The organism is Grimontia sedimenti (assembly GCF_011045095.1).
Classification (GTDB): domain Bacteria; phylum Pseudomonadota; class Gammaproteobacteria; order Enterobacterales; family Vibrionaceae; genus Enterovibrio; species Enterovibrio sedimenti.
The window spans coordinates 196,979-220,869 of the sequence record NZ_JAALDL010000005.1 but is presented as its reverse complement, the minus strand read 5'-3'; the positions used below and the strand labels follow the sequence as shown (position 1 = coordinate 220,869).

Sequence of the window (23,891 nt, the reverse complement as noted above, 5' to 3'; positions counted from 1 at the left end):
AATACAAACAGGTATACGAAACTCAACACTAATTAACCAAAAAAGAACCATACTCTGACACAAAATCATTAGCTCTTGTTCTCTGGATGCGTCAATTTTGTCTGACTTTAGTAACAATTCATTGTATTCAATCAGTTAGCCGCTCACTATCAGAGGCGTACAGCTTGCTGTGCACTCTGCTTAGATATCTATCCACGCAGAGTTCGCAACAGGCCACCTATCCCTTGCCATGCAGGTGGCTTGTTGCACCCACACAAAAAGACGCCCGCGATAGTCGCGGGCGTTTCTCATTCTGATCACTCACATTAAATCAGCGATTCAATACCGTAGTCTTTACCGAAGTTTTCCACCACAAAGTCGATGTCTTTGTCGCCCCGGCCAGAAAGGTTAATCAGGATTGAGCCTTTCTCTCCCTGTTTCGCCAGCTTCAACGCATAGGCCACAGCATGGGAGGATTCGATAGCAGGGATGATCCCTTCCAAACGCGACAATTCAAAGAAAGCGTCAATTGCTTCATCGTCGCTCACCGTGCCGTAATTTACGCGCCCCAAGTCTTTCAGGTAACTGTGCTGCGGACCGACCGATGGATAATCCAATCCGCTCGCTACGGAATACACTTCCTGCGGTTCGCCATCTTTGTCTTTCAACATATATGACTTGAACCCATGCATGATGCCAGGCTCACCAAGGGTCAAGGTTGCCGCATGCTCTCCTTCCACATTCAGCGAACGACCAGCTGGTTCTACGCCATGAATGGCTACTTCTTCGTCTTCCAGAAAAGCGGTAAACAAACCCATCGCATTGGACCCCCCGCCTACACAAGCAACGAGATTATCGGGTAGGCCACCTGTCATCTCTTTAAACTGCACTTTGGCTTCATTGCCGATGATGGATTGAAAATCGCGCACCATCATCGGGAATGGATGAGGCCCCACTACAGAGCCAATGGCGTAAATCTGGCTGATAGGATCTTTCATGTACGCTTCAAACGCAGCATCTACCGCCTCTTTCAGTGTCTTGCGGCCATGGGTAGCGGGAATCACGTTCGCGCCAAGGATACGCATACGGACGACATTCGGATGCTCCTTGCGAATATCGACTTCACCCATGTAGATATCACATTCCAACCCTACCAATGCGGCAGCCGTTGCCAGCGCTACGCCGTGTTGACCCGCGCCTGTTTCGGCAATCAACTTCTTCTTACCCAATTTTTTGGCCAGTAAAGCTTCACCCAAACAGTGGTTAATTTTGTGTGCGCCAGTGTGGTTGAGATCTTCACGCTTCAAATAAATATTGGTGCCGTATTTGGCGGAAAGGTTCTCAGCGTGAAAGATAGGGCTTGGACGACCGACAAAATGCTTATAAAGCCGAGCCAGTTCAGTTTTAAAGGCAGGATCCTTGCGACATTCTTCATAGGCAGCCGCAATTTCAATCATGATAGATTCCAACTCAGGCGGGATAAAACTGCCGCCATACTCCCCAAAATATCCCTGTGCATCTGGCTGCGCGTGTTCAAAGGTATTCTGCATGGGTCACTCCTGATCTCTGTCCTTGGATGATCCCTTTATGCCTTCTTGAAAGTTGGCGTAAAGGCTGATGAATAGTCCACACAAAATATATTGATTAAAGAAGAAGCAATACGGTAAATCGACAGTTTTGTGACAATCAATCGCGGGGCGTATCACAAATCACAGCTGTTTATGGTACTGTGAATTAGAATTTCATTATTTCCTTAATAAAAACATTGCGTTAGTAAGACTGTTGTATCACCTCGCACTTTATATGTGTCTATTCCCCACAAATGACTGTAAAGCTAGACAAATTCAAGCCTACCGACAGGTGACAACCCAGCCCTGAGAATCTCATATTACCTTTTTATTCAGCAGGATAATTCTTATCCTCGACACAGATTAATGCCTATTTAATAAGTCATATTGGTATGGCCTTTCATGCATTTGGGCACAAACAACGTCAATAATGTAGATAGAGGGATATAGATAATGACAGCCATATATGGATCTACCTGTGCTGACACCATCATCAGCAATTGCAACGTGGACTGGATTTACGGCAAGGGCGGCAATGACTACATCGTTGCTTATGGGAATGAATGTCTTATCGACGGTGGTGACGGTCATGACAAAATCATTGGTAGCAACAGTAGTGATCACATCAAAGGTGGTAATGGTAACGACTGGATTGAAGGCGGTTGCGGTGACGACAAACTCGAGGGCGGCAATGGTTGCGACACCATTCAGGGTGGCGATGGACACGACCTGATTTACGGAGGTTGTGATGACGACGCGCTTTATGGCGGAAATGGTAATGACACCTTAAAGGGCGAATGGGGTAACGATTTCCTCCAGGGTGGTTGTGGCGACGATAAACTTTGGGGGGGCGATGGACACGATACTCTCTTCGGTGGCGACGGTCATGACTATCTTGATGGTGGTTGCGGCAATGATGTCATGAAAGGCGGCAACGGTAATGACAAGTTGGTCGGTTACTATGGCGATGATCAGTTATTCGGTGGCGCAGGATGCGACCAACTGTTCGGTGGTTGTGATAACGACTATCTGCACGGTGGCGACCACAACGACTACCTGAATGGCGGCTGGGGACACGATAAACTGGTTGGTGGAAACGGTGACGATAAACTGGACGGCGACTGTGGCAATGACACCCTTGACGGTGGCTGCGGTAACGACAAACTCGATGGTGGTTGGGGTAATGATCTGATTGCAGGTGGTCAGGGCAATGACATTTTGACCGGAAACCTCGGCAAAGATACCTTCTATTTTGATGCTCATGATGGTCACGATAAGATCACCGACTTCAACTGCTGGGACGACAAAATCCAGATAGATGACTCTCTGGCAACATCCATCCATCAGATCAACATCACCAAGTCTTGGGGTTGTATTACATTGGACTTCTGTGATGGCACTTCCGTCCAGGTAAACAACGTGTGGGGTTGTTTCGACGCAAACTGTATCGACTTCGTCACGGGTTGCGAGCTTATTTAAGCCCTTCGTTTAACTCACCATTAAGGCGGCTCTGGCCGCCTTGTTTGTTTTACGTCCCCTTTTGGAATTTCGAAAGGATGGTTTGCGGCGTATTTGTTTTTGTCTTACTGTCGGGGTCATAGCAACGTACTTTTCACGTTCAAGGATGATACGGAATTCATGGAAAACAGCCTCAGCATTCGCGCCTATACCCGCCAGCGGCAAGGCCACGCACATGACTATCATCAACTTGTACTGCCTCTTCAGGGCACGATCCAAATTGAGCTTGATAACTATTCCGGTGGGGTTAGCGTTGGCGAATGCGTGGTGATTCAAGCTGGCACTTTTCATCACTTCCGCGCCAATGAAGCCGCCCGGTTTATCGTGGCGGACATGACTGATCTGCCGAAAAACATCACGGCACCTGACTTCGCGGTGTTTTCCATCAGCGCCCCCTTATTGAGCTACCTCTATTTCGTAGAAAAACAGTTGGAGCATGAGGTGGATGATTTGCTGGAAGGCGCTGTATTTGATGTTTTCTCTCGCTTACTCGCGCAACAGGAAAACAACGAAGTGCCGGATCCCCGAATCCGCGCTGTCCAATCACACATTGTCGAGCATTTGGATGCCGAGCTTTCGATAGAATCCCTGGCTGAGATTGCCTGCTTGAGCTCCACCCAATTTAAAAAGCGATTCAAGGAGATGTTAGGCATGAGCGCTTTTCAATACATCACCTTACAACGCATGGAAAAAGCCAAAGCCTTGCTGACACATACAGACTTGCCCGTACAATTGGTCGCTGAGAAGGTCGGCTATGGGGATCTTTCTGCATTCAGCCGCCGCTTTTCCGCGCACTTCGGCATGTCACCCAGAGTCTTCGCGGGCAACAGGGAATAAAGCGCCCTTTTAGCGGCAAGAAACGTCCTTTCAGCAAAGTTAATCAGCCAAACCAACACTATCCTTGTTTTCATTCGAACAAATAGCATTGGATGATTGAAAAATGAAAGGCTTCCTCCCAAATATAGACAGCGCGCTTCACGGCAGTTTGGCCATTCTGTTTTCCTCGATCCTCTGGGGGACAACCGGGACCGCAGCGGCTTTCGCGCCAGACATCAGCCCCTTGGGTATTGGTGCTTTTTCTATGGGAGTAAGTGGGTTATTACTTGCATTCATGGCAAGAAAGCCACTTCAAGCCGATTGGTCTCGGATTCTCCAGTCTCGTGCCTCTTTGTTCATTGGGGTTGTCGCACTCGCGGTATATCCCCTCGCCTTTTACTCTTCTATGCGCATGGCCGGTGTTGCCGTGGGTACTGTGGTGTCGATTGCCAGCGCCCCTTTTATGACGGTCGTCATCAATCGTCTTTTCGGCAAAGCCAATATAGTAAGTTCCCGCTGGGTGATGAGCTTTTTACTTGGTACTGTCGGTATCGTCATGCTGACGTTTGCGGAATCCGGTCACGCTGCCGTTGCTTCTGATAACAGCCAAAAATTGTTCGGTGTATTGTTGGGCCTAGTAGCAGGTCTTTCCTACGCTACTTACGCTTGGGTGGCAAAGCAGTTGATTGATACTGGTGTGAAATCTGATTCAGCCATGGCGGCGATTTTTGGCTTGGGTGCATTACTGCTACTGCCGACCTTGCTCTTCACTGGCGATAACCTTTTCTCTAGTTGGAACAATACCAGCGTCTCACTCTATATGGCGTTGGTCCCCATGTTTGTTGGCTACCTCGCTTTCGGATTTGGACTGCGTCACGTTGACGCTAGCAAAGCCACCTTGTTGACGCTGTTTGAACCTGTCGTAGCAGCCTGTTTCGCGGTGTTGATCGTCGGTGAGGTCATCGCGCCTATTGGCTGGGTGGGCATGGCACTTATCATGGTTTGCCTAGTGTTGCAGGCGACGGAAAGGAAACCCACTGAATTGCCATTTCCTGAGGCAATCTAATCGAACATAAATTTATGCTCGAGAAAGCCCGATAACTTGCGCTGTGCAGCCACCCATTTCATTGTCATCCAACGAAATTTGCCAGTGATGTATGCGGGCAATTTCGTTGGCAATCACAAGCCCAAGACCATAGCCTTTTGGCACCTGACCAGAACTTTGCAGGCCAATCCCACTATCTGTCACCTGAACACTGTCTTCCGTCAGCGTAATGGTGACTTTCCCTTCAGTGGTGTATGTGAAGGCATTTTTTATCAGGTTGCCGATGAGGATGCCGACCAGCTTACGTGACACCGTCAGCGTCGGCGCTTTTTCTTCTACAACCTCAACAGTCACTTTGTTTCCTTCCAGCAAGGTCGTGAAGTGTTCAGCCAACTTTTCAATTTCGGCTTTGGTGAGCTCCCATGGCTCCACCTCATCGTGACTGTCCCGCGTCAACGAAAGCAGCGTCTCGACATATTCCTGCATGGCCTCAACAGCGTTCAACATACGAACCCGCTGTTTGGCAACAAAATCGGGATCGTTGGAATGCTCAAGTAATGTCAGGCTACCTTGCATCACCATTAAAGGAGTTCGCAATTCATGGCTTGCGAATCGGTTAAAAGCCCGCTCGCGTTCCAGCATTTCAGCGATCTGCGACTGATAAGTGTTGATGCTGTCCGTTAGTGTTACCAGTTCCACCGTTTTCCCGGTCTCAGGCAAGGACAAGGGTGACACATCCCCTTTGGTTTTATCGCGAAGCTGCTGCACCAGCGAAGATAACGGCGAAGTCAGGCGTTCAGAGATCCTGAGGACCACCAGCAAGCTCAGGATGAGCAACCCAAAAGAAAGCAGCAACTGATTCGTTTGCGACTTCATCGCCTTATCTTCACTGAGCTCAAAGATAGGGTCTGAATTGACGATGTACACATCTTTCCAAATACCTTGATGCTCTATGTTGACCTTCATGATGAAGAAATCCGTTGCTTGCGCTAAGCCACGTTTGTAGATTTCGGTTGCTACATTCAGCGGCAAATCGGGCGTAACCGTTAAACTCTCCGGAACGTTATCGAATCCAACATAAGCGGTGGTAAATGCATTGAGTGGCACGGTGTCGGAGTCGAGCATGTCGGGAGATAAGCCCTGCGCTATCTGCTCCATTCGGTATTGAGCGGTAAAGTGCTCGAGATTCTCGACCGTGGTTTCAAAGACAGTGAAGTGGATAGTGATAATGGCAAAAGCGACAACGGAGAAATAGGTGAAAGTAAGTTGCTTGGCTGATTTAATCTTGCTCACGCTGCATCCTCTTCACTTTTCACCATCTGGTATCCCACTTTCGGCACGGTGCGGATGTAGCCAAATTCGAACGGTTTGTCGATAAGGTTACGCAGCTGGTAGACATGGCTACGAAGCACATTTCCTTCCGGTTCGTCATCGCCCCAAAGCGCAGTAATGAGTTCTTCTTTAGTCACCACTTTGGGGGCACGGCTCATCAAAAGACGCAATAAGGTGAACATCGAAGGGTTAAGCACGAATTGGCAGCCACGACGACTTGCGGTGAAGGAAGACAAATCCAGTGACAGTTCATCAAAGGTTAAGCGTTTGGCGGATACGTCCCCGGAATGCCGACGATGCAGAGCATTCACACGGGCTTCGAGGACTTTTAAGTCAAAGGGCTTCACTAAATAGTCGTCCGCCCCATGATCGAAGCCAGACACAATATCATCGTTCTCACCCATGGCGGTAAGCATCAAGACCGGTGTATCAACGCCCGCTTCTCGCAGCTTTTTGCATACCGTCATGCCATCCATTTTTGGCAACATCACATCAAGGATGATGATGTCGTAATGCTGATCACAACTCAGCGACAATCCCTGGGAGCCTGTCAAAGCGTGATCCATGGTATGACCCAGAATCTCAAAGTAATCAAAAATCACACCCGCAATATCTGCATGATCTTCAACGAGTAAAATTTTCATTCTTCACCATCATGTCGCTGATTTACACCGTCATTCTCACATAAAAAATGTAGAAAAAAAGTCGATAACGCTTTTTTCACGGCTCGCCGTTACCTTGCTTTCAACATAGCAAGGAGTGACGACGATGACAGTAATTCACTACATTTCACCGGCTTCGGACAAACGGATAACACCACTCATTTCAGTCGTGATCCCGTTTTACAACGAAGAATCGGTGATTCAGGCATGCCATGACCGCGTAGTTGCCACCCTCGATAATCTAGGTGCTCACTGCGAAATCATTTACATCGATGACGGAAGCAGTGATGACAGCGCGCAAATGCTGTCGGAACTGTCATCTGAATTGCACGACATCAGCCTGATCCGCCTCAGCCGCAATTTTGGTAAAGAAGCGGCGATGTCTGCCGGCATCAAAGCCACAGCGGGTGAAGCCGTTGTGCTCCTGGATGCTGATTTACAAGACCCACCAGAGCTCATTCCAGACATGATCGAACAATGGCGACAAGGTTATGACGTTGTCGATATGCAGCGCCGTGAAAGGTTGGGAGAAAGCGCATTTAAGCGTTACACCGCTGCCATCTTCTATAAGGTGCTGAACCGCCTTTGTGATGTGCCAATTCCAGAAAACGTCGGTGATTTCAGACTACTGGATCGCCGTGTCGTCGACACCATCAACGATCTGCCAGAGCGTACCCGCTTTATGAAAGGGCTTTTTGCCTGGCCGGGTTTCCGTCGCACCGTGTTGCAGTTTGACCGCGACCCGCGTCTTGCCGGCCAAACCAAATGGAATACCTCCAAGCTGATTAACCTCGCCGTGGAAGGCATTACGTCTTTCAGCACCAAACCTTTGCGTCTTGCGACTTTTGCAGGCGTTGCCACTGCCTTTGGTGCAGCGGCCATGGCGGCTGTGGTTTTCCTGAAAACCATGATCTGGGGTGACCCTGTGGCGGGGTATCCAAGCATGATCTTAGTCGTGCTCATTCTTGGCAGCATTCAACTGCTCTCCATAGGTCTGATGGGTGAATACATCGGCCGGTTGTTTATCGAATCCAAACAGCGCCCCCTGTATTTGGTTGATACCCATTTCACCGCACCCGCAACACATCCATCAAAAGCTGTTACTGAGAAAACACAATGAAAACCCTCTTCAACAAACTTTCATCTTTGAGCCTTTGGCAATTGGCGACCGCGGTGATCGCTGTTTCTTTGATTGTCCGTTTAGCTTCCCTCGCTATGTATCCTCTGATGGACACCACAGAAGCAAGATATGGTGAAATGGCGCGCATCATGTTCGAAACCCAAAACTGGGTGACCCCGATGTTCGACTATGACGTGCCTTTTTGGGGTAAGCCGCCACTATTCACATGGCTGAGTGCAGGCGGCATTGCCCTTTTTGGCAACAACGAATTTGCAGTGAGACTCCCTCATTTCTTAGTCGGTATGGGGATCATTGGGCTGGTTTACCTTTTCGCCGTAAACGCGGGAAAACCTCGCTCTGAAGCTGCGCTGGCGGCCGCTGTTTTGGCGAGCTGTGCACTATTCATCGTCATTTCTGGCGCTGTAATGACAGACACGGCCTTAACGTTAGGTATTACCATCAGCATGGCCAGTTATTGGCTAGCGCTGGAACGTCAATCCAAAACTGCCGGTTACCTGTTCTTCGTTGGTTTGGCCATTGGCTTACTGGCAAAAGGTCCGCTGACGCTGGTATTGGTTGGTATCAGTCTGGGGCTTTGGATATGCATTGGCGGTCGCTGGCTGCAACCATTTCGAGTGCTACCTTGGAAAAGCGGACTCCTGCTGATGTTAGCCATTGCGCTGCCTTGGTACCTGATTGCCGAGTGGCAAACGCCGGGCTTTTTGAATTACTTCCTGATTGGCGAGCATTTTATGCGGTTCGTGGTTTCCGGTTGGGAAGGCGATCTCTACGGCACTGCCCACAACGAAGCTCGTGGCACTATCTGGCTGTTCGCCATTCTTGCAGCGCTTCCGTGGACACCCGTTTTCTTCTACCAGCTTTTCCGTCGCTTCCGCGCTGGCTCGGAAAGTATCTCAAACAACTATATCCAGTTTCTGTGGTGCTGGATGCTCGCCCCATTGCTACTGTTCACTTTCGCGGGGAACATACTTTCAAGCTATGTCATGCCGGGAATTCCTGCCTTTGCACTCCTTATTGCAGCCTATCAGAGCGAAAAGCCGCTGACGTCGAAGGTCTATCTAACAGGCTTTATCACGCCAGCACTCGTCATGGGAGCAGCCACAGCAATATCACTCGGCATCACTGGAAAAACTGGTGAGAATTCACTGATGTCGCTTTGGCAAAAGCAGCCTGAAGCGCATTTTTCAGACCTGTATTACGTCGGCCACAGACCTTTTTCTGCTCAGTATTATTCGGATGGAAAAGCGCGCAAGGCGCCGGGTGAACTCGACGCTACCATTGAAGGGTTAAACCAACCCGCGTTTATTGTTCACTCCACCAAAGAAGCGAATGTCTTCGATAACTGCGAAAAGCGCGGAAACAGTGAAAAGCGGGTGTTGATTTACTGCACGCCGGATAAAAGTTAAAAAAGAAAGCGGCTTAAATAGCCGCTTTCCATATTAAACCCGATAGAGATTTTGCTTCTTATTGCGTCATCAACGCTGCAAACTCCGGTTTATGGATGGTGGCCTTAATCAGATCCTGAACTGCGGGTGAAAGTGCATCAGCTGTCGCATTACAGGCCGTAATCGCATCAAAGCCGCTCTTGAAGACGTACTTATTGCTGACATCTAACGATTTGCCATTAGATGACTTCAAAGACAAACCAATATCCCAGTAACCGTTCGTTAATCCAGTAATCGACGAAAACTCGATTTTGGTAATTTCGCCTGTGATATCTACACCATCTGAAGAGAATCGCTCAGCCATTTTAAGTTCATCATTGAATGCTTTCGTAATGAACTCAGGAATGGACAAGCCATCCGCAGGCTCAATTGGCCCCATTAAGCGGCAGTTAGCGGAGAATCCTGCTGTTTGGTTTAATGAGACAAACTCGCCTTCTACCATTTCCAGCTGCTTAAGTTTTTGAATATTGTCCACTGATACGGCGTATCGTGGTGGTTGCATGGTTGAACAAGCACTTAGCGCCAACGCTGCTGCTACAACAAGTAACTTTTTCATAGATCCTTCTAGCTCCTTTTTATGATTCATCCATTGAATGGATACTTTACATCGTACAGAGGGACTATCGGGGCAAATGAATGATGTTTGAGACTAAAGGCACAACATGACTCTGCCTTTCAACAAAATCAGGCTCTCCTTAGCCAACGCCTTATAGGCTGCGCCCCACGATAAATCAGCAAGGATGCCAAAATCAGCGAACAACCCGCAATCTTGTGGGCTGGCATGGCTTCGTGATACCACACCACACTCAGAATCACCGTCCAAACAGGTTCCAGAATCATAATAATTGCTGCATTTGCTGCACTCGCGCCTTTCTGCCCCAAGGTTTGCATCAGATAACGAAAGCTGGTCGCGACAAGCACACTCAGTCCAAACCACACCCAGATATTTGAAGGCACATGTTCTGGCCAAGTTTCCGTGAGAAGTGAGGCAATCGTTGCCACTACACCTGTCACAAACAGTTGCACGCAGGTCAGTACTAACGCAGGGATACGCTGGGCGTAACGGCTGTTGGCATTGAAATGAATCGCCAGACAAAGTGCTGCCAGCAGGAACCAGATTTGGCTTGCAGATAACTGCCAACCCACACCACCGAGTGACAGCAGAGCCAGTCCACATACCGCAATAGGCATCGACACCCAAAAGATGTGCGGCGGTGCCTGCTTAAACAGCAACCACGCGATAGGTGGTACAAACAGCATGGACAGACTCATGATGAATGCACCCTCACCGATTGAGGTACTCACAGACATGGCATAAATCCACGAGAGCAGAGCGCAAGAGAGGATGCTCCCTACACCACCCGCGCGATGAGATCAGCCTTTTCTGAGCGTTTGAATGCCTTTAGGCAGAAAGGAACTAAAAACAATGAGGCCGCAATAAAGCGAAGGCCAACAAAACCAAACGGCGGGAGCCCTTGAATTGCCTCTTTTGAGAAAATCCAGCCCCAGGCGGCCAACACGGTAGCAAACAACAAAATCAAAGAAGCGCGTCTTTCAGACAACATTCCACACCAAAAATGAAAAGAACAAAGCGGCGAGTATTATCCCACTCCGTTTCGGTGGTGAACATTGAAATTGCGAGAAATAACAAAAAAAGCGGTGCCGAAGCACCGCAAGAGTCAGAAGGAGCTCGCCAGCCCCTATATGAGCGACACCCCGCCCTCCTGGGGGAATTAGGAGGAACCAAGTACCGCAGTCATATCCGTTTTTATGTTGTCAGATTGAGTACCAAAGATAGCCTGCAAATTGTCACCAACCACTACTACATCGACAGCACCCAGCGCTTTAATTGAGTCGATATTGGCCTGCTTGATGTCCTTCAGGTTCACACGCAGTCGAGTGATACAGGCATCCACATTCTGGATATTGCTCTTGCCGCCCATAGCAAACACCAAGTTGTGAGCCAGTTCTTCACCAACAACGTTGGATGTTGCAGCTTCTGCTTCACTTTCACCTTCGCGACCCGGCGTTTTCAAATCGAACGTGGTTATCGCGAAACGGAATAGGAAGTAATAAAGCGCCGCCCAAAGAGGACCAATAATGGCGTAAAGTGCTGCATTCTCTGACAACCCCCAGTAGAGGAAGAACTGCAGCGCACCATGTGCGAAATCGGTGCTATGGAGGATTTCAAAGTAGTTCGTGATGGCAAAGCCAATGCCCGTCAGCACACAGTGTACAAAGTACAAAACCGGTGCGACGAACAGGAAGGTGAATTCCACAGGCTCTGTAATGCCGGTTAACCATGAAGTGAACGCAGCGGATGCCATCAAGCCACCTACCATGACTTTTTTCTCTGGTGCAGCGCAGTGATACATCGCCAATGCAGCCGCTGGCAAAGCCCACATGGTGTACATAAAGCCGCCACCAAGACCGGTTGCTGTTTTGTCACCGGCGAAGAATCGTTGCAGCTCACCGCGAACCACATCGCCGTTTTCGTTGACGAAGCTGCCTACTTCAAAGAACCACACCGCATTCCAAACATGGTGTAAGCCCAGTGGGATCAGCGCACGTTCAACAAAGCCATAAATGCCGAATGCAGCCGGTTGACCAAGTCCACTCACTGCATCAATACCACCGTAAATACCGGCACTCACCAGCGGCCAGACAAAGGCACAGGCGATACCCAGGAACAGTGACACAAAGGCAGTAATGATCGGCACAAAACGCTTGCCGGCAAAGAAGGCGAGATAGTCTGGCAGCTTGATAGTGTGGAATCGGTTAAAGAAGTAAGCCGCAAACGAACCAATTAGGAGCGAACCGAATATCCCGGTGTTCAGGCTGTTTATCCCTATCATTTGGGTGAGATAGCCCTGATGCTCCTCTATGCCTCGAAGTACAACGGTTTGGCCCATGGCGGCGTTGAACACAATCCACCCTGCCACAGCAGCCAGTGCGGCAGTACCATCGTTGTTTTTTGCCAAACCAATCGCGACACCAATGACAAATAGCAGTGTGATGTTGCCGAAAATCATATCCGCAGATTGCATCATGATTGACCAGAATGCATCTGGAAAGAACAGTTGTTGTGTTAAACCAAAGTTACCGACACCGAGCATTAAACCCGCCGCTGGCAACACAGCGACAGGCAGCATCAGCGAACGCCCGATTTTTTGTGCTTGTCCAAAGAATGAGCTGAACATAACAGATCCCTCTTAAATGAAGTGTGTGTTTCCCGGCCTCAATGTGTCGGGATGCTTTCATCTTATTTCGCTGAGATACGCCGCAGGTATCATTTGGAAATCGGTTTGTATCAACACGGTTACATAGTCGAATTGCCCCAGAAAAAAGCTGTGAAACCGTTCGCATAATCGCCGCCCATCCCCCGTCCAAATTTTCCCCAATGCCATGATTGTGCATAGGAAAACAAGGAGATGATTCATGGCATTTCAGAAAAGGATTTTGATTGTCGATGACAGCGAAGAACTGAGAGATGCGCTCAGTGCTTACCTGACAAAATCAGGCTTTGATGTTGTGACCGCCGTCGATGGCGAGCAGATGCACAAGGTGCTGGCTCAGGGAGAGCCGAGTCTGATTATCCTCGATGTGATGCTACCGGGGGATGATGGTTTCACGCTCTGTAGCCAAATCCGAAAAACCTCCAACGTTCCTATCATCATGCTCACCGCCGTGACGGATGAAATCGACCGAGTCACTGGGCTTGAGCTGGGCGCAGACGATTACATCACCAAAACTTTCAGCCCGCGCGAATTGCTGGCGCGAATCAAAGCGCTGCTGCGTCGTTCTCAGTTCAATCAGGGCTTAGAGGGTGCGCGCTATATTTGTTTCCTGGATTGGAAGCTCGATACGCTGGCACGGGTTCTGGTCACGCCGAGCGGTGATGAAACCACGCTTTCTGGCGCTGATTTCTCTTTGCTTAGTCTTTTCCTCCGCCACCCTAACCAACCCCTTAGCCGCAACATTATTTCTGAAACTATTCGCGGCCGTGAAGCCATGCCACTCGAACGCGGTATAGATATTCAAGTCAGTCGTCTTCGCGCCAAACTGGAAGATCAGGACCATTCGCTGATCCGCACACTTCGCAATGAAGGTTATATGCTGAGTGCAGATGTGATTCATGAAGCCTGAGCCTCAGCCTAAAGAAGACGATAAGCAAGAAACGAAGGGTCAGTTGTTCAACCGAATCTGGCCGTTGGGTCTCGCCAGCCGTTTTATTCTGATGCTTTCTCTGGTCATTCTGACATCGCAGGCACTGACCAGCGCGGTCTGGTATCGATACAGCTATTTGCAGGAACAAGAAGGCTTGGAAACCTCGCTGGAAAGCATTGCCTCCAATGCTGCGTTCACTGTCTCTTACTACCGAAAATTGCCCAAGTCGAGCCGCCATTTGGTGCTTGAGCAAAATCGCAGCATGGGCGGAACCCGTTTTTTTATCTCGCTCAACAGCAAGAGAATTGACGCTAGAGGATTAGCGGCATCGGAGAGAAAACGGGACCTGGAACAAACCGTCAGCGACGTGCTGAAAAGAACGCTTGGCCAGCAAATGTCTATCGACATTAACTTCAGCAAGCGCGACGATTTGCGGGTTTACGATGCCGAAGTGCCACTTGACGATATTCCACGCGCCTTTGCCCGCTACACTATCGAAAAGGTGAAAGATGACCCACCCGTGCTGGTGATGCAGTTCAAGCTCCCCAATAAGCAAAGCGCGCCCGATGCACCGGAACAATGGTTGTATCTGGCCACCAACCTTCCTGCACCCTATGTCTCGCTGGAATCACGCTTTCTCGATGCTCGCCAGCTTAATTTCATCCTGCTGACCTCGGTGTTTGTTTTACTTTGTACCTGGCTGATCGTGCGCCGGGAGATCAAGCCAATTAAGAATCTAGCCCGCGCAGCCAAATTGATGGGAAGCAAGATGGATGCGCCCATTATTAAAGAAGAAGGCAGCGGCGAACTCATTGCCGCCGTCCATGCATTCAACACCATGAACCGTCGCATCCGCGCTTATATACGTGACCGGGATTTGCTGTTCGGCGCGATATCCCATGATCTCAAAACCCCTATTGCTTGCCTGAAACTTCGCACGGAAATGCTGGATGATGAAGAAACCAAAATCCGTTTTGAACGTTCACTCAACGAGCTCGAGTTTATGGTCCAAGGTGCCCTGCACTACATCAAAGACACAGATATCCGCGAACAGGTCGAATGGGTGGATATCAACGCTGTCCTCGAGGAAATCAGCGCCTTCTATGGCTCTGGAGAAAGTCAGGTCGCCGTTTTGGGCTCTGCTTCCCAATCGTTTCTGTGTAAACCCGTTGCCATAAAACGAATGCTGCACAACCTGATAGAGAACGGCGTGAAATATGGAGGACACGTGGATGTCAGCGTGCTGGATACTCCCCGTAATCTGGTCATCAAAATCCGAGACCATGGTCCCGGTATTCCGGATGAACTTCGGGAGCGCGTGTTCGAACCCTACTTCCGCATTCATCAGGAAAAGGAAGAAGGCACAGGGCTTGGGCTGAGTATCGTGCGCAATATTGTTCGTGGTCATGCTGGCAAGTTGGTTTTGCAAAATCACGCAGATGGTGGCCTCGTTGTCACTCTGTCGCTACCCAGAGAGGAATAACAATGAAAAGAACCCTTCTCGCCACGGCTTTGCTGGCAGCCAGTTTCCCCTCAGTGGGTAATGCCGTCGAGTTGCTTCACTGGTGGACATCGAACGGCGAACGTGAGGCATTGGCAGAGCTGGAATCTGCGCTCGAACAACAAGGTATTGCCTTAAAAAGTTCGCCCGTTCATGGCGGTGGTGGCGATACTGCGATGACCGTCTTACAAGCCAGAGCCATTGCTGGAAACCCGCCGGAAATGGCGCTGATTGAAGGGCCGGGAATCCAATCCTGGGCGACATTGGGGTTTGTTTCTGACTTACACTCTGTCGCCATCGAGCAAAAGTGGGACGAAAGACTCCCTGATATTGCTACCAGCATCAACACTTACAAAAATCATTTTGTCGCCGCCCCTGTCAACATTCACCGCGTGAACTGGCTATGGGTAAACAGGGCTGTTTTTGACAAACATAAACTCACCCCACCTACGAATTGGGATGAGTTTTTCACCGTCGCTGAAGCGCTGAAAGGGCAAGGGATCCCCGCCCTTTCCATTGGCAATGAGCCTTGGCAACTGGCGATTCTGTTTGAAGTGCTCGCACTGGGCCTCTATGGCAGCGATTACTATCGCGAACTCCTGATTGAGTTTGATGATGCTTTGGTGACGAATCAAAAAACCGTTGAGCTATTTAAGACATTCCGTCGCCTCAAGCCTTATATGACTGACCCATCACTACCCGTTTCATGGGACACCGCGACCTTGAATTTGGCAGAGGGGAAAGCCGCCATGCAGCTTCAGGGAGACTGGGTAAAGGGTGAGCTCAGTTATATGAAGCTCACCCCTAATCAAGATTATGACTGCCTGCCCGCGCCGGGGACTGCCAATACCTTTATCTACAATGTCGATAGCTTTGTGTTATTCCGGCTGAGAACAGAAGGGTCTGAAAACATGGCGAATCAACTGGCAAACACCCTGGTTTCCTCTGATTTTCAGTCCCGCTTTAACCAGAAGAAAGGCTCAATTCCCATTCTCAAAGATGTCGACATGACGCCATTTGATCTCTGCGCCAAAGCGTCCAAACAAGCGTTTATTCATGCCGAAGCAAACGCCACCCTACTACCCAGCATGTCCGATTCCATGGCTGTCGCCCCCCAACTTCAGGAAGCCATGCTTGAGCTGATTAACCACTATTTCAACGACGATACCTTTACCGAAGAAGAAGCCATTAGCCAGTTAATGAAAATTGCTGCCAGTGTGCACTTCAATGGCTAACGTTAATCGCTAACCATAAGAAATTTCGATAAAGCTCTACAGCCTTTACTGCGTTTGTTATAAATAGAATATACCCAAGATATCTCATGCAGTAAGGACAAAGAATGAGTGCAGGACAAAGGGAAATGACATTACGTTTTCTGGCAGAGCCCGGAGACGTTAACTTTGGCGGAAAGGTACACGGTGGTGCCGTGATGAAATGGATTGACCTTGCAGCCTACGCAAATGCAGCAGCATGGAGTGGCAAATATTGCATAACGGCATACGCTGGCGGTATTCGCTTCGTGCAACCGATTCACGTTGGCAACCTTGTCGAAGTCAGTGCCAAAGTCATCTACACGGGCACATCTTCCATGCATATTGCGATTGATGTGCAGGCAAGTGACCCAAAAGAGATGAATAACCGTCTCACCACCCACTGTATCGTCATTATGGTGGCCGTGGACGAAAACGGTAAGCCAACGCCTATCCCGAAATGGGTGCCGGAAACTGACGAAGACAAAGAGCTTGAGCAATCTGCTATTCGCCTGATGAACATGCGTAAACAAATCGGCGAAGAGATGGAAGCGCATGTAAAACTTCTCAAGTAGCGAGAGACTATTGCCCAAGCTTGTTCAATTATATTGTTGAAGTTAAGAGCATTAAAATATTCTGAAATAAGAGGCTCCCCAGCCTCTTATTTTATACATATCAACCAACTAAATGAAAAACTGAAAGAGTAATCAATAGACTCACATATATATTCAAACGTACCATATCAACAATTAATTCGAATGATTCACACGAAATACCCAGAAAAATGGTAAAAAATTCCCACTTTTCATCTCTTCCAACAACATTTCATTCATATTCCATACTTTCTTATTTTCTAATGACTAATTTTTTTAGAATCCTCTTAGTAACAACATCAAATTTACAAACGGAAAAGTAAGTAAATCATCTGATTTTTATAGAATTATTTATTTTCTTTAGCGAAAACTAAAAAATACCGCGCATTTTCCACCGCATTCCCCCTTTAAACAGTCCGGCAATTAATTCGACAAAAAAACGTCTCATTTCTGAAACTTTTTACTATGGAAACTCATCCGCTGATACGTCAGATTCCGCTGGCAAGAAAGCGCTTACATCGCGATCGATTTTTCCTCAATCAGACAAACGGAGCATCAAATGGCCAACATCATCAATGGAACAGAAAATGATGACCACATCATCGGCACAAATGGCGTCGATTTTATCTATGGCAACGGTGGAAACGACTACATCGAAGGTTGGGACGGCACAGACTTTATCTATGGCGGTGATGGTGATGACACTGTTATCGGCGGTAAAGGCACAGATGAAGTGCATGGTGACGCGGGGAACGACTGGGTACGTGGTGGTCTGTCGAACGACAACCTTTACGGTGATTCGGGCGATGACCGAGTTGAGGGCTTTGATGGTGACGATAACCTGTATGGCGGAACCGGCACTGACGATCTTTATGGCGGAAAAGGCCAAGATAACCTTTATGGTGGTGATGGCGACGACAAAGCACGAGGCAACGAAGGAGATGACTTTGTTAGTGGCGGCTTGGGTAATGATGTCCTCTTCGGTAATGAAGGCAACGACGAGATAAATGGCGATGAAGGCAATGACGTACTGTGGGGCAATGAAGGCGATGACTTTATCCGTGGTGGCGAAGGCCAAGATTCACTCTGGGGTGGTAGCGAAAACGACCAGCTTTATGGTGGCGCCGACAACGATCAGCTGAGAGGCGAAAACGGCGCTGACAAATTGGGCGGTGGCTTAGGCGATGACAAGCTTTACGGCGGCAGCGGTGGTGATGAACTTTACGGTGATGTCGGTAACGATGAACTTTATGGCGGCGGTGGCAACGACTACCTGGTCGGTGGCGACGGCGACGACATCATGCACGGCGAAGGCAATGATGACCGGATGCTAGGTGGTGCAGGAAACGACACCATGTACGGCGGTAATATGTTGGATTACATGCATGGCGGTACGGGAAATGACACCCTGTATGGCGGCAACAACAATGATGAACTCCGCGGTTCGGAAGGTCATGACACCCTGTATGGTGAAGCCGGTGAAGACTACCTGAATGGTGGTAAAGGCAATGACTATCTGGACGGTGGTTATCATGCTGACATTCTCGAAGGTCACATGGGTAACGACATCCTTAAGGGCGGCGCAAACTCCGACAAACTTTATGGTGGCGGCGAAGATGACTGTCTATACGGCGAGAATGGTGATGACCTGCTCGTTGGTGGCAACGGCGATGACTACCTAGTTGGTGGTTTCGGCGCAGATACCTTCTTCTTCGAATATCGTGATCACAATGACACCATCGCTGATTTCAGCAAAGGTCAGGGCGACAAAATACAAATCGATAGCTCTCTGCTGACGAAATTCAATCAAGTAAGTATTACTCAGGTTGGTGCCGATACCGTGCTTGATCTGGGCAACCACACAACAGTGACGTTGGAAGACTTCAACGCCAACAAAGTGACAAGCGATATGTTTGATTTCGTTTAATTCACTATTTGAATGCTGGGGTTCCAAACTTCCCCAGCATTCTGCTTGGTTCAAGGAGGAGCCAATGAAAAGCTTCGTAAAGTCAGCCTTAACGCTGTTACTCGTTTTGAATGCAAACATCGCCTTTGCAGAATCTAAAGAACGTATTACAGGCTTCGTATTGCGTGGTGATGTTGATGGCTCAGTCAACAACTTTACCTCTGATCGAAATGGATACGACGACCCCTATCAACTCGTTTCTGTTGAAACAAGTGATGGGCAAATAGAACAAAGGCCTATTGGTGAATTCATTGATGGGCTTGTTGTTCAGGTTGAGTGGCGTCACCTTCAAAAAAAAACAAGCTGGACCAATCACTGAAAATAATGTCATTGATCAGGCGATTGCACGCGTCAACGAGTGGAACAATGACCCTGAAACAACGAATACTCTTGGCATCAAATTACGTGTTTTCTCAGGTGTTTTTTCTCCAAAATGGCTCACTTATCATGAGCACAATGGGAAATACAAGCTGAAGAATTGTGAGAAGGGACAGAACGCTACTGCGGAAGAAATGTGCGGCGTAAAAGCCTATTTCAAAAATAACAAGCAAGGCATCATTCCTTCCCATTGGAAGCAATCTTTCAGAACACACTGGAGAGACTTACAAGAGAAACTTGCTGATAAATACGACAATGTTTCTGTTATTAGGGAGCTCGCTGTTTCTGGCTGCATGACCCACCACGCAGAAACAATGTGGCGCAACAAAGGCGATTACAGCCGACCTGACGGAAAACACAACGTGCAATCATTGTTAAACGGAGGTATGACCCTTGAAAGCGACAAATCATGCCTTCGCTGGCAAATAAAAGTTGCTGCGAAGAGATGGGACAAAACCCCCATAGCCATGGCGTACAACATGTGGAATGACTACGAGGTTGTTAATGACGAATTGGTTTGGACAACAAAACCAGCGTTCACTAAAGAGTTAATGCAAAAATGTATTGATGAGGCAGGCACAAACTGCATCCTCGGCAACAACTCCTTGGGAATGAATGATATTGGAGATGAGAGCAACACTGATGATGTAACTCATTACCTGAAAGAATTTGGTGACGCCGGGCATCATATCTATGTGCAAACCGAAACGACAATAGACCATCAATGGGTTGCACTCAATCATGCTGCCGACGTACTCAATGCGCAGATGGGAGAACTTCCCAAAATTAAAGCGATGAACAAAGAGAGTCCAACTTTTCTAACGGGCAGTAACATGCAAAATGCCCGAAATAATTTAAAGTTCTAACCAAAACTTTTTGCCGGGCTATCCGGCAATTTTTTTGGATATAGGGTCTTTTCACGGGGGTCTATTACCCCCTTTTCTTTTCCCTGTTCCAAACCTATTCAATGCTCACTATTCCTGTTGAACATCCATTCTCTATGCTCCTTTTTGCTTCAATTTGTGAACAGCCACCATTCAATGCTCACCTGTCCAAATACTAATACAGACTTGTTAACGCGCTTTGTTTTGTAATCAGTTTTAATGGCCAAAAACAATTATCAGCCAAGATTCTAAAACTTCTCATTCCGTCTTGGACGTTAAATATTACCGCCGACGGAAAGCATTCCATGGAGAAAGGTATGTCTATTCAAGCACCAAGTCTTTCCAATGAAGGAACGTATTCACTCACGCTCAGTTCAGCCAACCTTGAACTCACCGATTTCGTTTATACAACCACTACCTATAACGAGATTACCGGTACAGAAAACGACGACGTCCTCTACGGTGTCGAAGGTAGTAACCGTATTTACGGACTCGGTGGAAAAGACACCCTTTATGGTCACGAGAGCACCGACGAGCTATATGGTGGCAGTCTTGACGATAAGCTCTATGGCTATGGTGGAAATGACTTCCTCTATGGCGATGGTGGCAAAGATACCTTATATGGTGGCCTGGGAGAGGATGAGTTATATGGCGGCATAGGTGACGACAAGCTTTATGGTGAGGAAGGCAACGACAAACTAATCGGTGGCACCCTAAACGATACTCTCCATGGGGGCGAAGGTAATGATGAGCTTTTCGGCGAGCAAGACAACGACAAATTATACGGTGGTGCCGACCAGGATAAGCTCTATGGTGGCGATGGCAGAGACACCCTCTATGGTGATGAAGGTGATGACTCTCTGAGTGGAGATGCCGGTAACGATAGGCTTTATGGCGGTGACGGAAACGACATCCTGAATGGAGGTGCAGATCATGACACACTCTATGGGGGGCAAGGTAACGATTTACTTCATGGTAATCAGGGCTGGGATTCCCTCTACGGAGAGGCTGGAGACGACATTCTGATTGACGAAGATGGAGGCTCTCTCTCAGGTGGTGATGGGAACGATAATCTGACTGTTTATGGGAATGATAGATCTACGCTGGATGGAGATAACGATAATGACACCCTCACTGGCGGTGGCGGTAACGATACACTCAGTGGCGGCGGTGATCATGATGTCCTGAATGGCGGTGACGGCGACGATACCTTGTATGGCGGCGAATCGTTTAGGGCCGATTGGCGCCCCGCCAACGACGATGGTGATGACACTCTGAACGGCGGAACAGGTAACGATACCCTATACGGTGACTATCAAACCGTCTCACGTAGTAGTGTCACCGGCAACGATACGCTTAATGGTGGAGATGGCGACGATATTCTTTATGGTGACTACGAGATTAATAGAGTCAACAGCATTGGAGGTAATGACACACTTTCTGGGGGAGATGGAAACGACTACCTAAATGGTGGCGATGGCCAGGATCTCGCCATGGGTGGTACTGGCAACGATGTGATTTTTGAGTCTGAACTGGCGATTGGTGGCAGCGGAAATGACAGAGTTCATGGAGATTCAAGCTCATCCGATACTCTTATAGGGGGTGCGGGTGATGACTGGGTGGAAGGCTATGGAAATGATGTTGCAAGGGGTGGCAGTGGCAATGACGTATTAGCGAGCCTTGGCAACAAAGACACGCTATTGGGGGGCGAGGGAAATGATGTCCTCCACGTTGTCGGCAGTCTAGGAAATGGAGCTGCCCTGTTCGCTGGGTCAGGGGATGATATCCTTTCCGGCAATGCCAATAATCAATGGTTTCATGGCGGTGCAGGCTCGGACACTTTCCATTTTGGCACTTCCTTGTATTTTGACCTCGCCAAAAGTGCAAATTCGATACCCTCCTATTTCACTGGGCATGACAAAATAGCCGACTTCGAAATTGGCATTGATACCATCGCCATCGATACAGCGATTGCCTCTGACTTTGATGATCTGGTTATCGAGCAAGTTGGCTCAAAAGCTGTGATTACCCTGTCTAATGGCTCCACCATTACCCTGAACAATACCAACGCTTCCTTGTTATCCGCCGACGATTTTTCGTTTACAAGCACATCGACCTTCAATGATTCCCTGAGTACCTGGGGAGCGCACATTGGAGAGTCTTGGCACTATGGCGGTAGCTTTCAATCAAACCAATGGGTTTTCGGTGATAAACGGCACGACATCATCACCGCGACTCACTATGCGGATGGTGGAGCAGGAAATGACACTCTAATCAGTCACGGTAAAAAAGAGATTTTGGTGGGTGGTGAAGGTGCCGATACGTTCGATCTCCAGTTTGGGTCCAGTGGTATCACGACAATTAAGGACTTTGACGTTAACGAAGACCAATTGATATTTAAAGCGACTATCAGTTACTACGGTTTTGATTATTCAGAGAGACCGAGTCTGACTTTCTCACCATCAAGCTTGGCACCTACCGCCTACGAAAATGGAACGGTCCTCAAAGCTGACCTAGGCTTTGAAATCTATTTAGAAGGCGTTGATCCAGACTCAATAGCATTAGATGACATCACACTTCTCCTACGCGCTGCATCGGACGGTATTGGGAATACACTTATCGGTGGCAACCGTGATGACTATCTTAATGGCAACTCCGGCAGCGACACTCTCGAAGGCCGTGGCGGCAATGACACTCTGATTGGAGGCGGAGGTCATGACACACTCCTCGGCGGTGAAGGCAATGATGAGCTGTCTGGTGATGGTGGTAACGATAGCCTTGACGGTGGTCAAGGTAACGATAGGCTCCATGCTGGAGAGGGAGAGAACCAACTCTCCGGAGGTGAAGGCGCTGACACCTTTGTGATTGGTCATTTCAGTACTGAGTTGGCTGGCTTTAACAGCTATGATTGGAACTCGTTTAATAACTACCGATATGAAGACGCCATCACCGACTTTGAAGCGGCCGTTGATTCGCTGAATATTACCCACTTGCTGGATGACAAAACTATCTGGTTCCTCGCTAATGAAGACAACATATTTAGAGGAAGTGATTTGATTAAGCAAGTAGGCAATGACGTCGTAATTCAAGGCTCATCAACAGCCATCTCCACCCTTCAAAATGTTCAGCTTGATGACATTTCGGATGAGCAGATTTCCTTCACTTTGATTGGCAGAAACTCCGCCAACCACATCGTCGGTGGTGCCAGTGATGACTCCCTGTTTGGGCGAAAGGGCAACGATATATTGGAAGGAGGCGACGGAGATGACTGGCTGCAAGGCGACGAAGGTTACGATACCCTCACTGGCGGACAAGGTGCAGACACTTTTGTCTTAAGTGACTCGCGACAGGATTACGATAGCAGCGTTGAAATGGACACCATCACCGATTTTGAAATTGGTATCGATAAAATAGCATTCAATGACTACTCCTATCTCTCAATGAATTTTGACGATTTCATCATCACACAGCAAGGCGATGACACCTTGATTCAGATGATCCATAAATTCGACTTCGGCGGAGAGACGGAATATGTTGATGACAACGTGAATGTACTACTGAAAAACATTAACGCTGAAGACATCAGCGCTGCTGATTTTGATTTCTTCTATCTGTCTTGATGCATCACTTTATTGTTTTAAAAACA

At 48.4% G+C, this 23,891-nt stretch carries 18 protein-coding genes and 1 pseudogene; 13 read left to right on the top strand and 6 right to left on the bottom strand.

Annotated elements, in window-relative coordinates; genetic code table 11:
• Positions 1–305 precede the first annotated feature (305 nt).
• Positions 306–1,529 (bottom strand): tryptophan synthase subunit beta, encoded by a 1,224-nt coding sequence (gene trpB / locus G5S52_RS09615; RefSeq protein WP_165013076.1) that lies wholly within the window; start codon positions 1,527–1,529, stop codon positions 306–308.
• Positions 1,530–2,000: 471 nt separating this feature from the next.
• Here trpB and G5S52_RS09610 point away from each other — a divergent pair, with 471 nt between their 5' ends.
• The 3 genes from G5S52_RS09610 (at position 2,001) to G5S52_RS09600 (ending at position 4,947) form a co-directional block, all read left to right on the top strand.
• Positions 2,001–3,026, top strand: coding sequence for a calcium-binding protein (locus G5S52_RS09610; RefSeq protein ID WP_165013074.1), 1,026 nt, complete (start codon positions 2,001–2,003; stop codon positions 3,024–3,026).
• 159 nt (positions 3,027–3,185) lie between these two features.
• Entirely contained in the window at positions 3,186–3,902 is a 717-nt protein-coding gene (locus G5S52_RS09605) for an AraC family transcriptional regulator (protein WP_165013072.1), read from the top strand.
• Positions 3,903–4,005: 103 nt separating this feature from the next.
• Complete coding sequence (locus G5S52_RS09600; protein ID WP_165013070.1) at positions 4,006–4,947, top strand: DMT family transporter; 942 nt, start codon at positions 4,006–4,008, stop codon at positions 4,945–4,947.
• A 12-nt stretch (positions 4,948–4,959) separates the two neighbouring features.
• Here G5S52_RS09600 and G5S52_RS24350 read toward each other — a convergent pair whose 3' ends face one another.
• Both G5S52_RS24350 and G5S52_RS09590 read right to left on the bottom strand, forming a co-directional pair.
• The gene (locus G5S52_RS24350) at positions 4,960–6,219 is read right to left on the bottom strand and encodes a sensor histidine kinase (protein WP_165013068.1); all 1,260 of its coding nucleotides are present in this window, start codon (positions 6,217–6,219) and stop codon (positions 4,960–4,962) included.
• Entirely contained in the window at positions 6,216–6,902 is a 687-nt protein-coding gene (locus G5S52_RS09590; protein WP_165013066.1) for a response regulator transcription factor, read from the bottom strand. Before G5S52_RS09590 ends, G5S52_RS24350 begins: the two co-directional genes overlap by 4 nt.
• Positions 6,903–7,026: 124 nt before the next feature.
• Here G5S52_RS09590 and G5S52_RS09585 point away from each other — a divergent pair, with 124 nt between their 5' ends.
• Entirely contained in the window at positions 7,027–8,040 is a 1,014-nt protein-coding gene (locus G5S52_RS09585) for a glycosyltransferase family 2 protein (RefSeq protein ID WP_165013064.1), read from the top strand.
• Positions 8,037–9,467, top strand: a complete 1,431-nt coding sequence (locus G5S52_RS09580) for an ArnT family glycosyltransferase (RefSeq protein WP_165013062.1) — start codon at positions 8,037–8,039, stop codon at positions 9,465–9,467. Before G5S52_RS09585 ends, G5S52_RS09580 begins: the two co-directional genes overlap by 4 nt.
• A gap of 58 nt (positions 9,468–9,525) precedes the next feature.
• On the opposite strand, the gene G5S52_RS09575 is transcribed toward G5S52_RS09580, so the two are convergent.
• The 3 genes and pseudogenes from G5S52_RS09575 to ptsG form a co-directional block, all read right to left on the bottom strand.
• Positions 9,526–10,062 carry a hypothetical protein gene (locus G5S52_RS09575; protein WP_165013061.1) on the bottom strand — a complete coding sequence of 179 codons (537 nt, stop codon included), beginning with the start codon at positions 10,060–10,062 and terminating at the stop codon, positions 9,526–9,528.
• A gap of 128 nt (positions 10,063–10,190) precedes the next feature.
• Positions 10,191–11,071 (bottom strand): annotated as a pseudogene (locus G5S52_RS09570) (DMT family transporter).
• Between the two features lie 168 nt (positions 11,072–11,239).
• Positions 11,240–12,706 (bottom strand): glucose-specific PTS transporter subunit IIBC, encoded by a 1,467-nt coding sequence (gene ptsG / locus G5S52_RS09565; protein WP_165013059.1) that lies wholly within the window; start codon positions 12,704–12,706, stop codon positions 11,240–11,242.
• 238 nt (positions 12,707–12,944) lie between these two features.
• Here ptsG and G5S52_RS09560 point away from each other — a divergent pair, with 238 nt between their 5' ends.
• From G5S52_RS09560 to G5S52_RS09525, 8 genes are all read left to right on the top strand, one after another.
• Positions 12,945–13,652 (top strand): response regulator, encoded by a 708-nt coding sequence (locus tag G5S52_RS09560; RefSeq protein ID WP_165013057.1) that lies wholly within the window; start codon positions 12,945–12,947, stop codon positions 13,650–13,652.
• Complete coding sequence (locus tag G5S52_RS09555; protein WP_165013055.1) at positions 13,642–15,156, top strand: ATP-binding protein; 1,515 nt, start codon at positions 13,642–13,644, stop codon at positions 15,154–15,156. Before G5S52_RS09560 ends, G5S52_RS09555 begins: the two co-directional genes overlap by 11 nt.
• A gap of 2 nt (positions 15,157–15,158) precedes the next feature.
• Complete coding sequence (locus tag G5S52_RS09550) at positions 15,159–16,409, top strand: ABC transporter substrate-binding protein (protein WP_165013053.1); 1,251 nt, start codon at positions 15,159–15,161, stop codon at positions 16,407–16,409.
• 104 nt (positions 16,410–16,513) lie between these two features.
• Positions 16,514–16,999: an acyl-CoA thioesterase gene (locus G5S52_RS09545; protein ID WP_165013051.1), complete on the top strand. Its 486-nt coding sequence runs from the start codon at positions 16,514–16,516 to the stop codon at positions 16,997–16,999.
• 577 nt (positions 17,000–17,576) lie between these two features.
• The gene (locus G5S52_RS09540) at positions 17,577–18,944 is read left to right on the top strand and encodes a calcium-binding protein (protein WP_165013049.1); all 1,368 of its coding nucleotides are present in this window, start codon (positions 17,577–17,579) and stop codon (positions 18,942–18,944) included.
• 64 nt (positions 18,945–19,008) lie between these two features.
• Entirely contained in the window at positions 19,009–19,302 is a 294-nt protein-coding gene (locus G5S52_RS09535) for a hypothetical protein (protein ID WP_165013047.1), read from the top strand.
• On the top strand, positions 19,235–20,227 hold the full coding sequence (locus tag G5S52_RS09530) for a hypothetical protein (RefSeq protein ID WP_165013045.1): 993 nt from the start codon (positions 19,235–19,237) through the stop codon (positions 20,225–20,227). Before G5S52_RS09535 ends, G5S52_RS09530 begins: the two co-directional genes overlap by 68 nt.
• Before the next feature lie 335 nt (positions 20,228–20,562).
• Complete coding sequence (locus G5S52_RS09525) at positions 20,563–23,865, top strand: calcium-binding protein (RefSeq protein ID WP_165013043.1); 3,303 nt, start codon at positions 20,563–20,565, stop codon at positions 23,863–23,865.
• Positions 23,866–23,891: the final 26 nt, after the last annotated feature.

Coding starts and splice junctions, on each gene's coding strand:
- trpB (WP_165013076.1), bottom strand. CDS start 1,529: ATGCAGAATACCTTTGAACACGCGCAGCCAGATGCACAGGGATATTTT.
- G5S52_RS09610 (WP_165013074.1), top strand. CDS start 2,001: ATGACAGCCATATATGGATCTACCTGTGCTGACACCATCATCAGCAAT.
- G5S52_RS09605 (WP_165013072.1), top strand. CDS start 3,186: ATGGAAAACAGCCTCAGCATTCGCGCCTATACCCGCCAGCGGCAAGGC.
- G5S52_RS09600 (WP_165013070.1), top strand. CDS start 4,006: ATGAAAGGCTTCCTCCCAAATATAGACAGCGCGCTTCACGGCAGTTTG.
- G5S52_RS09590 (WP_165013066.1), bottom strand. CDS start 6,902: ATGAAAATTTTACTCGTTGAAGATCATGCAGATATTGCGGGTGTGATT.
- G5S52_RS09585 (WP_165013064.1), top strand. CDS start 7,027: ATGACAGTAATTCACTACATTTCACCGGCTTCGGACAAACGGATAACA.
- G5S52_RS09580 (WP_165013062.1), top strand. CDS start 8,037: ATGAAAACCCTCTTCAACAAACTTTCATCTTTGAGCCTTTGGCAATTG.
- G5S52_RS09575 (WP_165013061.1), bottom strand. CDS start 10,062: ATGAAAAAGTTACTTGTTGTAGCAGCAGCGTTGGCGCTAAGTGCTTGT.
- ptsG (WP_165013059.1), bottom strand. CDS start 12,706: ATGTTCAGCTCATTCTTTGGACAAGCACAAAAAATCGGGCGTTCGCTG.
- G5S52_RS09560 (WP_165013057.1), top strand. CDS start 12,945: ATGGCATTTCAGAAAAGGATTTTGATTGTCGATGACAGCGAAGAACTG.
- G5S52_RS09555 (WP_165013055.1), top strand. CDS start 13,642: ATGAAGCCTGAGCCTCAGCCTAAAGAAGACGATAAGCAAGAAACGAAG.
- G5S52_RS09550 (WP_165013053.1), top strand. CDS start 15,159: ATGAAAAGAACCCTTCTCGCCACGGCTTTGCTGGCAGCCAGTTTCCCC.
- G5S52_RS09545 (WP_165013051.1), top strand. CDS start 16,514: ATGAGTGCAGGACAAAGGGAAATGACATTACGTTTTCTGGCAGAGCCC.
- G5S52_RS09540 (WP_165013049.1), top strand. CDS start 17,577: ATGGCCAACATCATCAATGGAACAGAAAATGATGACCACATCATCGGC.
- G5S52_RS09535 (WP_165013047.1), top strand. CDS start 19,009: ATGAAAAGCTTCGTAAAGTCAGCCTTAACGCTGTTACTCGTTTTGAAT.
- G5S52_RS09525 (WP_165013043.1), top strand. CDS start 20,563: ATGTCTATTCAAGCACCAAGTCTTTCCAATGAAGGAACGTATTCACTC.